This is a genomic window from Clostridium sp., assembly GCF_021443865.1.
Taxonomy (GTDB): domain Bacteria; phylum Bacillota; class Clostridia; order Clostridiales; family Clostridiaceae; genus Clostridium.
This window is the reverse complement of sequence record NZ_JABUTB010000054.1, coordinates 8288-21969: the sequence shown is the minus strand read 5'-3', so window position 1 is coordinate 21969 and position 13682 is coordinate 8288. Positions and strand designations below refer to the sequence as shown.

General features: G+C 27.1%; 14 protein-coding genes and 1 pseudogene. 6 read left to right on the top strand and 9 right to left on the bottom strand.

All coding sequences use genetic code 11. The annotated features are described in order from the left end of the window. The 3 genes from HUJ77_RS10445 to HUJ77_RS10435 form a co-directional block, all read left to right on the top strand. A partial coding sequence (locus HUJ77_RS10445) for a hypothetical protein (RefSeq protein WP_291708526.1) occupies nt 1-306 on the top strand: 306 nt, incomplete at its 5' end. 116 nt (nt 307-422) lie between these two features. Continuing rightward, the gene (locus HUJ77_RS10440) at nt 423-755 is read left to right on the top strand and encodes a hypothetical protein (RefSeq protein ID WP_291708525.1); all 333 of its coding nucleotides are present in this window, start codon (nt 423-425) and stop codon (nt 753-755) included. A gap of 104 nt (nt 756-859) precedes the next feature. Next, on the top strand, nt 860-1039 hold the full coding sequence (locus HUJ77_RS10435; RefSeq protein WP_291708524.1) for a hypothetical protein: 180 nt from the start codon (nt 860-862) through the stop codon (nt 1037-1039). Between the two features lie 164 nt (nt 1040-1203). On the opposite strand, the gene HUJ77_RS10430 is transcribed toward HUJ77_RS10435, so the two are convergent. After that, complete coding sequence (locus HUJ77_RS10430; RefSeq protein WP_291708523.1) at nt 1204-2394, bottom strand: pentapeptide repeat-containing protein; 1191 nt, start codon at nt 2392-2394, stop codon at nt 1204-1206. A gap of 48 nt (nt 2395-2442) precedes the next feature. After that, entirely contained in the window at nt 2443-3837 is a 1395-nt protein-coding gene (locus tag HUJ77_RS10425; RefSeq protein WP_291708522.1) for a PLP-dependent aminotransferase family protein, read from the bottom strand. Between the two features lie 120 nt (nt 3838-3957). On the opposite strand from HUJ77_RS10425, the gene alr reads away from it, so the two are divergent. Continuing rightward, nucleotides 3958-5115 (top strand): alanine racemase, encoded by a 1158-nt coding sequence (alr, locus tag HUJ77_RS10420; protein WP_291708521.1) that lies wholly within the window; start codon nt 3958-3960, stop codon nt 5113-5115. A gap of 46 nt (nt 5116-5161) precedes the next feature. On the opposite strand, the gene asnB is transcribed toward alr, so the two are convergent. The 3 genes from asnB to HUJ77_RS10405 form a co-directional block, all read right to left on the bottom strand. Continuing rightward, nucleotides 5162-7000 (bottom strand): asparagine synthase (glutamine-hydrolyzing), encoded by a 1839-nt coding sequence (asnB, locus tag HUJ77_RS10415; protein WP_291708520.1) that lies wholly within the window; start codon nt 6998-7000, stop codon nt 5162-5164. 203 nt (nt 7001-7203) lie between these two features. Beyond that, nucleotides 7204-8010: a sugar-phosphatase gene (gene yidA, locus HUJ77_RS10410; protein WP_291708519.1), complete on the bottom strand. Its 807-nt coding sequence runs from the start codon at nt 8008-8010 to the stop codon at nt 7204-7206. 71 nt (nt 8011-8081) lie between these two features. Next, nucleotides 8082-8351, bottom strand: a complete 270-nt coding sequence (locus HUJ77_RS10405) for an ATP cone domain-containing protein (RefSeq protein WP_291708518.1) — start codon at nt 8349-8351, stop codon at nt 8082-8084. Between the two features lie 415 nt (nt 8352-8766). Between HUJ77_RS10405 and HUJ77_RS10400 the strand changes: the two are divergent. Then, nucleotides 8767-9075: pseudogene (locus HUJ77_RS10400) on the top strand (IS1595 family transposase); the annotation flags it as partial. A 21-nt stretch (nt 9076-9096) separates the two neighbouring features. After that, entirely contained in the window at nt 9097-9777 is a 681-nt protein-coding gene (locus HUJ77_RS10395) for a dihydrofolate reductase family protein (protein WP_291708517.1), read from the top strand. A 91-nt stretch (nt 9778-9868) separates the two neighbouring features. Here HUJ77_RS10395 and HUJ77_RS10390 read toward each other — a convergent pair whose 3' ends face one another. The 4 genes from HUJ77_RS10390 to HUJ77_RS10375 form a co-directional block, all read right to left on the bottom strand. Then, on the bottom strand, nt 9869-11314 hold the full coding sequence (locus tag HUJ77_RS10390) for a DEAD/DEAH box helicase (protein ID WP_291708516.1): 1446 nt from the start codon (nt 11312-11314) through the stop codon (nt 9869-9871). A 104-nt stretch (nt 11315-11418) separates the two neighbouring features. Further along, nucleotides 11419-12021, bottom strand: coding sequence for an HAD family phosphatase (locus HUJ77_RS10385; RefSeq protein WP_291708515.1), 603 nt, complete (start codon nt 12019-12021; stop codon nt 11419-11421). Nucleotides 12022-12040: 19 nt separating this feature from the next. After that, nucleotides 12041-12541, bottom strand: a complete 501-nt coding sequence (locus HUJ77_RS10380; protein WP_291708514.1) for a DedA family protein — start codon at nt 12539-12541, stop codon at nt 12041-12043. A gap of 130 nt (nt 12542-12671) precedes the next feature. Further along, a partial coding sequence (locus HUJ77_RS10375; RefSeq protein ID WP_291708513.1) for a M42 family metallopeptidase occupies nt 12672-13682 on the bottom strand: 1011 nt, incomplete at its 5' end.

The following is a 13682-nucleotide window of genomic DNA, read 5'->3' as shown; positions in this document are numbered from 1 at the left end:
ATTTCAAAGGATACTGAAATCAATAATATCTTAGAAAACATAAAAAATTTAATTAAAAATAATAATCCTTTGGATGAAACAACTACTATTCTTATAGATCTTTTATTAAAGAGTAACATTATTCAAGATTCCCTTTCTTTAAGTGAATTAAATTATATTAGAAGTGCCTCCGAAAAAATAAGAAGTAATGAAAGTAATGAAACTTATAAAGCTTTGAAAAAAAGAGTTAACTCTCAAACATTAGTATCAAACATGCTAGATTTTATTCAAGATACAATAAATTTATGTTTTTTATTTATTAAATAAAGGGGGATGACAATAAATAATAAGTATATAGTATCTTTCAATGATATGTCTAAGAAATATACTTGATTCTAATTTGAATTTAACCTTAAGTTCTGCTATTAAAGGGGATAAAGAAAATGGATGGAGGAAAAATTGTTTTTGCCTTAGGTATGACTGTTATATTCTTTCTTGCAATTAAGTTAGCAACTCCTATTAAAAGGGGAAATAAATCAGGTAAAATTCTTACGAAAAATAAGGAAGTTGAATTAGTTAAATTAAGAGATATTGAAGTATTAAGTAATGATGAATTTAAAGAAGTATTAAAACTATACCATAATAAAAATTTAATAAAAGAAGAGTATGAAAAATATGAAAATCTTCTAAATGAATTGAAAGATATAAGATACTTCTATTATGAAGAATATGCAAGTAAAATTAACAAACTTAAGAAATATTTCAAAGTTAATTAATCATTACTTCATAGTTTTAATCTATTACAAAATAAATGTATAATTAAAACACTCATTATTTTATAATTGTAATATAGTATTTTAAAAGGAAAGGTGTGTTGGAATTGAAGGAGATAAGAGTATTTGCAAATGCAAATAAATTTACATTAACAAAAGAAGTAAATGACTTTATAAATAATACAGAATATAAAGTAATTGATATACAATACGGGGTTAGTAGTGGTTTATTCTCTTCTGAATATTCTGTGATGATTGTTATTGAAGAAAATAACAACGAAAAATAAAATATGGTTAATATAATACAAGTTAATTATTAAAATAAAGTAAAGTCTATGAATTTATAAATCCATAGACTTTTTTTCTATTATTTAGTTCTTTCATTAACTCAGCTTGCCTGAGTTATTTCCTCAATTCTACATTCTTCATTTTACATTTTACATTACTCAGTTTATCTTACTATTTTCTTTACCAAAGCTCCTACTCCAATTCCCATCATTAATATACCAATTATCATTTCTATGTTACTTAGCATATAAGATCTTGGAGATGGTTGTGCTTCATTAAGCCCAACACCAGCAAACATTCCAACACTTAAATTTAAGGACTCATTATAATCTGTTAGCATTTGTCTAAAACCATGAAACTTATTTATAGCATCATAAGTTATTATTTCTTCATTTACCTTTATTCCAAAGATTAGATATAATAATGAAAATAATATTATTATAGATAATGAAAAGTAAACTGCATACATTGGTCTTTCTCCATATCCACAGCTTATAAGCCCAAGGGTTGATGAAATTCTTGGCATTGGTTTTAATACTTTTCTTTGCGTTTTTCTACATAAGAAGTAATATTCCCCAAAATTATTTTGTAAATTATTATCCTTAAATTTATCTGCTATATTTTCATATACAGTATATATTCCTTCATATTCATCTCTATCTCTTTTTCTAAATTCAATTTTATCTATAAAGGTTTTTTCATCTAACTTTGTTTTATATTTATCTCTAAACTCTAAATCTTCAATATATGTTCCTACAAATTTTGTACCTGAAAGATTACTGTCAGAAATAATAATCATTTCTAATGTTGAATCATATATAATTCCGTTACTCATATCACTTAATTCAAAATTAGTATTCTTTAAATTACATTTATTAAAAATAATAAATTCTAATGTACAATTAATAAATTTTGCATATATATTGCAAAAATTAAATTCACAAGAAAAATTATCTTCTTTATTTAAATTAGGTGTGTCTTCTTTATCAGTTTTAACAAAAATACAATCTTGAAAAACTACTCCCCCACCCATTAGCTCACATTCTTCAAAATAACAACCAATAAATTTACAGCTTGTAAACTTTATATTAGAGAATCTGCATTTTATAAATTTAGCACATATTATATCTGTATCTTTAATTTCTTCAAATTCATCTTCTTTCTTAGGATGTCCTCCACCTATAACTAAGTTATTATGTTCTTTAAAGCTATATCTATCATTGGGATTATATTCACTATATACATCTTTTTTATTATTTGATAATTTTTCAAATACTCTTATATTATTATTAATTCTTTTTTTTAATTGAGTTTTTGCTGCAGAAATTTCTTCTTTAAAATTAATATAGGCCATAATCTTTCTCCTTATATTTTTAATACCTATATTTTCTCCAAATATTTATTATAAATTCCATGCTGACTTTAATAATTTTATTGCTTCTTCTATTTCATTGTATTTTAAATTAGCATAACCTAAAAATATAGTTTTACTTTCTTCAACATTATTCAAGTATGATTTTGATAATCCTAATACCATTACACCTTTTTCTTCAGCAGCTTTAATAAGTTCTTTTTCATTCATTCCATTATTGACTTTTAATAATAAATGTAATCCAGAATTAGTTCCTATAATTTCTGTATTATTAAGATATTTCTTTATTAAAGAAACTAAATATTCCCTCTTTTTTTTATATATATTCCTCATCTTATTTAAATGTCTTTCAAAGTATCCCTCTTCTATAAATCTAACTAAGGCTTGTTGGGTACTTCTAGATACTGTGCAAGCTAGGAAACTAAAGTCTTTTTTATATATTTTCATAAGATTATCTGGTAAAACCATATATGCTATTCTTTCAGAAGGTGAAAAACACTTTGAAAATGTTCCTAAATATATGACCTTTCCTTTATTATCTAAACTCTGTAATGCTGGTATTGGTTTCCCTTCAAATCTGAATTCACTATCATAATCATCTTCTATTATGTATCTTTCTTTATTTTCATTAGTCCAGTTTAATATCTGCAATCTTCTATTAATAGGCATAATTATACCTGTAGGAAATTGATGTGATGGAGTAATGTGTATTACTTCTGAAGCACTTTTTCTTAAGCTTTCAACATCAACTCCTTGATTGTCAATAGGTATAGCAATTGGATTAATACCATTTACCTTTAATATCTTCTTGATTTTATAATAGCCAGGATCTTCTACTGCAAATAATTTATTTCTTCCAAGTATGTTTATAATTATTTGCATTAAATATTCACTGCCTGCTCCTATTACTATATTATCTACCTTTGAATTAACTCCTCTAGAATATCTTAAATAATTATTAATAGCTTCTCTTAAATTTCTATCCCCTTGAGAGTGTCCAATTTGTAATAGTTCTTTATTATCTTCTGACAATACCTCTTTATATATCCTTCTCCACACTGAATATGGAAAGCCTTCAAGATCAACTCTACTAGAATAAAATTCATACTTATAAGGCTTTCTCCTACTTACTTTTTCATTAGTATGTTCACTTTTAATTTTAGTATTTATAACTTCTTGAAGCTCTGCAACGTAATAGCCTTTTCTAGGAAGAGATATTATATAACCCTCTGTTATTAACTGTTCATAGGCTGATTCAACTGTATTTTGGCTAATTTCTAGATACTTAGCTAGCTTTCTTTTTGAAGGTAACTTACTATTAGCCACCATATTTCCTGCTTGTATTTCATTCTTTATAAAATTATATAATTGTATATATAAAGGAATCTGGCTGTTACTATTTAAGTTTATAGCTAAAAAGTCCATTCTATCACCTATCTGACCTCATTAAATTTATTAAAACTGATACTTATCAAAGTTTCAGTTTATGTATATAATATTATCAGTGGTATTAATAATATGTCAATTATAGTAAGGAGTTTAATTATGAATTTATTACATCCAATTTGGACAGAAATTAATTTGAATAACTTGATAAATAATATAGATGAGATAAATAAAAAATCAAATAACAGTGAAATAATAGGAGTTGTCAAGGCTAATGCCTATGGTCATGGTGCTGTAGAAATATCTAAGACTTTATTAAACTGCAATGTGAAAAAACTTGCTGTTGCTAATATTGTAGAAGCAATAGAACTTAGAGAAAATGATATTTCTGCCCCAATTATGCTGCTTGGAGTAAGTGAAGATTTTGCTATTGATAATTTAATTGATTATGATGTTGAACCTACTGTATCAACACTTCACTTTGCTAAAAACCTTAATGAAAGTGCAATAAAAAAGAATAAGACAATTAAAATTCATATAGCCTTAGATTCTGGAATGGGTAGAATAGGATTTAGAAATACTTCAAATGATATTGAGGATATAGTCAGTATTTCAAAATTAAGCAACTTAAAAATAGATAGTATTTTTTCACACTTTTCTACAGCTGACTCTATTGATAAAAGTTATTCTAATATACAAATGGATATATATAACTCAATAATAAGTAAGTTAAAAGAAAAAGGTGTTACTATTAATAAAAAAAATCTTTCTAACAGTGCTGCAATAATTGATATTCCTGAAAGTCATTATAATTATGTTAGACCTGGAATAATACAATATGGTTATTATCCTTCTGATGAAGTTAATAAAAATGATATTAATATAAAACCAGTATTAACTTGGAAAACTAGAATAGTTCATATTAAAGAAGTTAATGAAAATGAATATATTGGATATGGTAAAACCTATAAAACAAATAAAAAAACTTTAATTGCAACCCTACCAGTAGGATATGCTGATGGTTATTCTAGAGGACTTTCTAATAAAGGTAGTGTAATAATAAAAGGAAAACTAGCTCCTATTATAGGTAATGTCTGTATGGATCAATTTATGGTAGATGTTACTGATATAGAAGGTGTAAAATCAGGTGATGAGATTATACTTCTAGGAAGTGAAGGTGAAGTAAAATTTGATGCTGAAGATATGGCTACTATATTAAATACAATTAGCTACGAAGTTCTTTGCCTAATAGGAAGAAGAGCTCCTAGAGTTTATATTAAAGATAATGAAGTACTTGGTATAAGATATCTAATGTAGAATTTACAATAAAATAGAGGCTGTAAAACAGCCTCTCTATAGATAATTATACTAGTTTAACGTTATATTTCTTTAACCAATTATTTATTTGAATTAAATAGGCTATCATTTGTGGGCCTGTCATTAATTGTCCAAACCAAGGTGTTTTATAGGATGCTCCTCTTGTATCAATAATTTCTTTTACCTTAGCTTTATCTATAAGATTTAGTATTGGTGAAGTATTATCATTTAAAACTCCATTCATTATATTACAAACTAAATCAGTATAAACTGGATTATGAGTTTTTGGATAAGGACTCTTCTTTCTATAAATAATATCTTCTGGTAAAACTCCTTCTAAGGCTTTTCTTAATAGTCCTTTTTCTCTTCCATTAAGTAGTTTTATATTAGATGGAATATTAAATGCATATTCTACTATTTTATAATCTGCAAATGGAACTCTTACTTCTAAACTATTAGCCATACTCATTCTGTCTTTTCTATTTAATAAATTTACCATAAACCATCTTAAATTTAAGTAAAATAACTCTCTCATTCTATATTCTAATTTACTTTCTCCCTCTAAATGAGGAACCTCTTTTAAGGTGTCCATATAAGCACTTTGAGCTACTTCTTCTATCTTTAAATTCTTTAATTCTGGACTTAAAATTGCCTTTCTTTCTCCTATAAATCTTGACCATGGAAATGTATTTGCATTAATCATTTCTTCATTAGTAAACCATGGGTAACCTCCAAATAATTCATCAGCACATTCTCCTGATAAAGCTATTACGAAATCTTTCTTTACTTCTTTACAGAACAAGTATAAAGATGAATCTACATCAGCCATGCCAGGTAAATCTCTACCAATTAAAGCATCATCTAGTGCATTAACTAAGTCAGTATGATTCAATACTACAGTTCTATGATCACTACCAATATATTTTGCCATTACTTCTGCATAATATTGATCTGAAGTTGGTTGAAATAGTGATGATTTAAAGAACTTATCATTATCCTCATAATCTATAGAATAAGTAGTTAATATTTTATTTTTCTTTCTATACTCCTCTGCTGCTATTACAGAAATTGCTGAAGAATCTAAACCGCCAGATAAAAATGTACATAAAGGTACATCCCCTACCAATTGTCTTTTTATAGCATCAGTAAGAAGTTCTCTTACATGTTCAACAGCTTCCTCTTCACTTTCATTGAATTCTTCTGCTTTAAGTTCCCAGTAATTATCTTTCTTTATTCCATATTCATCTACTATTAAATATTCTCCAGGCTTAACTTCACTAATATCCTTGTACACAGTTGTTCCAGGTATAACAGCTGGTCCTAGTGCAAATAATTCTGTTAATCCATCTTTATCTACAATTGGTTCTACATAAGGATGTTTAAATAAGCTTTTCACTTCTGATCCAAAAATAAATGTATTATTTTTTATGCTATAAAATAATGGTTTTACCCCCATAGCATCTCTTGCTAAAACTATTCTTTTATTTTTTTCATCATAAATAGCAAAGGCAAATATACCATTAAATTTTGAAATGGCATCTATGCCCCAATTTATATATGATAAAAGTAATACTTCAGTATCAGAATATCCTTCAAATTTATATCCATCTTCTATTAATTCTTTTCTTAAATCTTCAGTATTATATAACTCTCCATTATAAACAAGTACATATTCTTTTCCATCAATAGACCTTTTCATGGGTTGACCTCCACCTTCTGGGTCAACTACTATAAGCCTTCTATGTCCAAGCATAACATTATTAGAAATGTACATTCCTTGTGCATTAGGGCCTCTGTTTATTAAAGTGTCTGTCATATCTTTTAGTATTTTATTTTCTTCTTTTATATTTTTTTTGAAATTAATAAACCCTGTTATTCCACACATACTTATCCTTCCTTCTTTGTCGCCTATATTTATAGTTATATGACTATGTTTTGACAATAGTGATATAAAAATACTTAAAGTAAAAACTTAATTGAAAAACCAAATAAAAAAAGAGAAAAATCTATAAAACTAGATTTGACTATATTAAAGTCACACTAGAACTATATATTTCTCCCTTATAAATATGTACATACTATTTTATATTACTGAAGTATAAATTTTTCTATTGCCTTAGCAACTCCATCATTATCATTACTATCAGTTATATAATCTGCTGCTTCTTTTACTTCATCAAAAGCATTTCCCATTGCTATACCTAATCCTGCATATTTTATCATATGAAGGTCATTTCCTGCATCTCCTAAAGTCATAACATTATCTTTATTTAAGCCTAAGTGTTTAGCTAACATTTCAACTCCAACACCCTTATTAACATCTTTATTTAAAAATTCTAAGAAGAAAGGCGTACTTCTAACTACTGTATATTTTTCATATACTTCTTTAGGTAAATTTTCAACAGCCTTTTCTAAAATTTCTGGCTCATCTATCATCATTATTTTTATCATAACTTCATCATCTGAAATATTTTCCATATCTATTTCATGAATATCTATCTTATTAATTTCAGCTTCTACTTCAGTATATTTACTGATTTTAGGAGTTATTAATCCTCTTTCTTCTGAAAAGGCATGCATATTTACACCTAATTCTTTACTTAATCCTCTTAAATAATGTAAATCTGCTCCAGTCAATGCTATCTTTGCTACAGATTCTTTACTTTTTGTTTTTTGTATTAAAGAACCATTATAGCTTAATACGTAGTCACTATCTGAATACATATTTAATTCTTCTAAATATCTTGAAACTCCTTCTATGGGTCTTCCTGTTGCTAAAACTACTGTTACTCCTTTATCTCTTGCTGATTGGATAGCATTTTTAGTTCTTTCTGAGATAGTTTTATCCTCTTTAAGTAAGGTGCCATCCATATCAATAGCTACTAATTTGTACATTATAATCCTCCATATATAAAAAACTTACTTAGATTATAGCATAATTTTATATATAAATGTATTTATTATGTCTATTTATCAAATTCAACATAAGCTTTTAAAGTATTATAAAATTCATCTCTTTTTAACACTTTAATAACAGCACCAGTTACTTCATAACTAGATGTCACTAAAGAATCTTTTCTAATATCTCTAAGTATTTTTTCAACATCAGATGCTAATATTCTTAAATCTGATGAATTTAATACAGATCCAGCATCACTGGCTGCATTTTCTATACTAGTTTTAATCTTGCTACTATCAAAATCTTCTAGCCTTCCATCATTTTTTATTATTTTCATATAAATCACTTCCCTTTTTATTATTAGACATAAGTATTTATTTTATTAAAATATAAACAAAATCTTAATTATAAATATTCCCATTTATTCGATATTAATTTATACTTTTCAATATTATAGAAAGTAACAGTATATTTCTTACTATAATTATACAAATATATACAGTATCTATCAATTATTTTATAATATTCCTATATTCAATATAATAACTATGATTCTCTAAAAAACACTCCCTTTATAGTTAACTTCATAATCTTAATGTTAACTATAAAGGGAGTATTATATTCTTTATTTTGGCTATGTCACATCATATGGATGATTTTTGATAGATAAAGTTGTATAATAATAGTAGATAAATAGCACTTATAAAAGGAGTGTAACTATATACCTACTATTAAAGACGCACTTGATATTAGTATGTGTTCCTTGTGCTGTAAACAGGAATGGATTATTAATCTCCAAGATTACAAGCACAGGTAGTGTATCTACAATATTCAGCATATCAATAAGTTATCATAGCCAGTTAAAAGGGTTTATGCGTGGTTTTAACGGTGTTTCTACGAAATACCTTAATAACTATCTTGTATGGAATAATCTTGTAAACTATACCAAAGAAAGTGGCACGGAGAAAAAGAACATCTTCTTGAATTTCGTGATGGAAACATTAAAATCTGTGAAATGCAGAGATTTAACAAACAGACCAGCAGTTCCACTGGTGGCCTAATCTTGAATTTGGAGGTATAAAATGGATAGACCTATTACAACATTATTTATGCTAATGTCTGTTGATGGAAAAATAAGTACTGGTGCAACAGATGATTTAGATGTAGATAAGGATTTTTCCCAAATTAAAGGAGTTAATGAGGGGTTACATCAATATTACGAAATAGAGCAGACAACAGATTTGTGGTCTTTTAACTCAGGTAGAGTGCAAGAAAAAATGGGTGTTAATTCAAAGGGAATGCCAAAACAAACACCAGTCTCCTTTGTAATAATTGATAATAAGCATTTGAATAAAAATGGTATACGCTATTTTTGTGCTTTATCAAAAAAGTTTGTGTTACTTACGACAAATAAAAAACATCCTGCATTTAACGTAGAGGAAGGAAATCTTCATATTATATATCAAAATGAACTATCCTTAAAAGATGCACTTATAAAACTCAAAGCGGAATATGGTTGCGAGAGAATAACAATCCAGACTGGAGGAACATTGAATAGCTTATTTCTTCGTGAAAAGTTGTTTGATTATGTTGATATAGTTATTGCACCTGTTTTGGTTGGCGGTAAGGATACTTCTACTTTAATTGACGGAAAGTCCTTGATAGCAGAAAGCGAATTATCAAAATTGGGTGTTTTGAAACTGAAAGAATGTGTGATTTTGGAAAACTCATATTTACGGTTAAAATATGAGGTGATTCGCTGACAACTTCCAGTATGTCGAAATGAAAATAAGGAGGGCATTTCTGCTCTCCTTATAAAAACTGCTATTATCAACTTTATTTTGTGACATAGCCTTATTTTTTTGCTTTACTTATTTTTGCAGTTTTACCTTTTACTTTGATTTCCTTATACTGCTTTAATAAAATATTACCTTTACCATTCAGAATATCTACAAATGAAAATCCATCTTGAACATCAATAATTCCAATATCCTCACCTGTTAATCCTTCTAAATTGCTTAATGCCCCTAGTATATCAATATTTCTTACTTTTTTCTTTTTACCTGCGCCTACGTAGATTTTAGTAACTTCACTATGTATTGACTTTTTCTTAGCTACATTATTTCCATAATCATTTTTTTGACTTTCAAAGAAATTATTTCTTCCTGAAATTACGTCTTCATAAGCTGGTATCTTTATTTCTTCTATTTTGTAGCCTATATATTCTTCAATATCATCTAAAAATCTTTTTTCTCCCATAGAAGTTAAAGTTATGGCTAATCCATTCTTTTCTCCTCTACCACTTCTACCTATTCTATGTACATAGCTTTCCTTTTCCATAGGAACTTCATAATTGAATACATTAGTTATATGACTTATATGAATTCCTCTTGCAGCAATATCAGTAGCTATTAATACTTTAAATTCTTTATTCTTAAAGTTTTCCATAACCTTTAATCTTAATTTTTGATCCATGTCACCATGTAATTCATCAACTTTGATTTTTTCTTTTCTCAATAAAGAACTTAAACTTTTTACAGAATCTTTAGTATTACAAAATACTATTGAGCTTTCATCTGAATAAGCATATAGTAGCTTTAATAAAGTTTTAAATTTTTCTTCTCTACTAGAAATAATATATCTTTCACTTATCTTATCTCTATTAAAGACCTTAGATTTAACCTCTAAAACTTTTGGATTTCTCATATACTTTGAGTATAATCCTTCTATTTCACTTGGAATTGTTGCTGAAAAAAGTGCAGTATTTTTATTTTTAGGCAGCTTATTTAATATTTCAGCTATTTGATCTACAAATCCCATATTAAGCATTTTATCAGCTTCGTCAATAATTACATATTCTATTTTACTGGTATCTAAATTTCCTCTTTGAATATGATCTATTACTCTTCCTGGAGTTCCAGAAACTATATGAACTCTTTGCTTTAATTCTCTAACTTGATCATTAAAAGGTTGCTTACCAAAAATGGCTGCACATCTTATTTTCTTTAATCTTCCTATATTTGAAATATCCTCTTTTACTTGCATTGCTAATTCTCTTGTTGGAACTAAAACTAATGCCTTAATTATATTTTCTTCTTCATTAATAAGCTCACAAAGTGGAATTCCAAAACTTGCCGTTTTACCACTACCTGTTTGAGACTTTACAACTATATCATTTTTATTTAATATTTCTGGAATTACTTCCTTTTGAACTTCTGATGGGTTTTCAAAGCCTAAATTATTTAAAGCCTTTAAAATTTCTTCTCTTAGCCCCATCTCTTCAAATTTATCTATATTCATTAATTCACCTCTTTCTTATAACATATTGAATAACTTTATTAATTTTACCTTAGTATTATGTTATGTACAAGTAAGCAACAGTAAATTAAATTTAGTTTAAATAATTATATTTGTATATTAAAATTATTCAATTCTTCTTTTAGTTCTTTAGCACCTTTAAATAAAACTGTTTTTATACCTAATTTATCAGCGCCTTCAACATTTGCTTCCATATCATCAACAAAAATAGTTTCACTTGGATTTAAATTATATTTTTCTAATATTAATTTATATATCTCTTCTTCAGGTTTAAGTAGCTTTTCTCTGTATGATACTACACCGCCATCAAATAACTCAAAAAATTTATTTTTCTTTGTTACCTCTCCAAAAGCTAATTCATGAAAATTGGATAAGTAGTAGATATTATAACCTTTATCTTTTAGAGCACTTAATATTTCTACTGTATCTCCTAAAGGCTTTAATATATCATACCAATTTTCAAAAGCTAAATTAATTTCATCTATATATGTACTATTTCTATCAATTATATTATTAATTGCTTCTTTTTCTGTTATTGTACCTCTATCTAACATTATCCATTCTTCACTATTGAAAATAGCTTTAAAAACATCTTCTACTTTTTCCTCAGAAATTTTACTTTTCAAATACTCTCTAGGATTAAAATCTAGTAAGACATTTCCTAAATCAAAAATTATATTCTTATACATAAACACCCTCCATACAAAACTATATAAAATAATATCCAAAAGCATATCCAGCATACATAAGTGCTGAATTCCAAATTGCTATACCTATAATTGAATAAAGTGAAAACTTTATAATATTCATTCTAAACATTCCTGCTACTACTGGAATTAAAGTTCTAACAGCTGGAATCAATCTTGTAATTAATACACCCTTATCTCCGTAATTCTCCATATATAAACATACTTTATCTATAGCCTTTCTTGATTTAGGAAACCTATTATATATTTTAGTTAAGATAGGTTGCCCAAACCAATATGCTATTATATAAAGCACATAACTAGCCAATTCACCAGCAACTATTGATATTCCAAGAGCAAAGAAAAAATTCATACCTGATTTTGCAACAGCTATACCTATTGCTGGCATTATTATAGCTGCCCCTAACCCTGGAAAGTTTAAATACTCTAAAAAAATAATTGAAAATACAAATATTAATCCATATCTTGCAAAATATTCTATTATTACTTGTATATCACCCATTTATATCACCCCAAATAATCTTATAATGACTTTAGTTTACCCCTACTTTCTTAATATAACCTTAATATAAAATATTAAATTCCTTAATAATTTATAAAGCATTTTAAGACTTTAAACTAATATTTAGATATTATGATAATAAATATGCAATAAGTAATTTTATAGTATTTTCTACTGCCTCATAATGTGTTCTTTCCATACCATGTGATGCATGAACTCCTGGTCCTATAAGAGCTCCTCTTATATCATTTCCACCTCTAAGAGCTGCTCCAACATCTGAGCCATACATAGGATAAATATCTACTGCATACCTAATATTATTTGATTTTGCTAAATTTACTAACGCTGTTACCATATTATAATCGTATGGACCACCAGAATCCTTTGCACAAATAGATACATCATATTCTGTACAACTTAAATCATCTCCAATACATCCCATATCAACAGCTATCATTTCTGTTATATCTTGAGGTATATATGAAGATCCATGTCCTACTTCTTCATAAGTTGAAATAAATATTTTAGTTTTATACTTAGGTGTAATTTTTTCTCTATTAAAGACTTCCATTAACCCCATTAATGCTGATACACTACCCTTATCATCTATAAATCTTGATTTTATAAATCCGCTTTCAGTTATAGTAGTCTTTGGATCAATAAATATAAAATCTCCTGGGCATATCCCTAAAGCTTCTACATCCTTCTTAGATAAAACTTTTTCATCTATTCTAACTTCCATATTTTCTGGAGTACGCTTTTTATCCTTACTATCAGGATAAACATGAACAGCTGGACTAGTACTTAAAAAAGTTCCAGTATATATCTTTCCTTCTCTTGTTCTTATTTTGCAATACTCACTATCCATAGTAGCTGGTATAGGTCCTCCTAATAAAGTGAATTTTAAAGTTCCACTATTTGTTATAGATCTAACCATAGCACCTAAAGTATCTACATGAGCAGATAAGCCTATTACTTTTTCATCACTTTCCCCAGGAATAGTAATTACTCCAGCTCCCTTTCTTGTAGTTTCAAATTTATAGCCAAAGCCTGTTGCAATTTCTTCAATAATTTTAATAATATCAAAACAATATCCAGTTGGACTATCAAATTCTAATATTTTTTTTGCTGTATTTAGCAC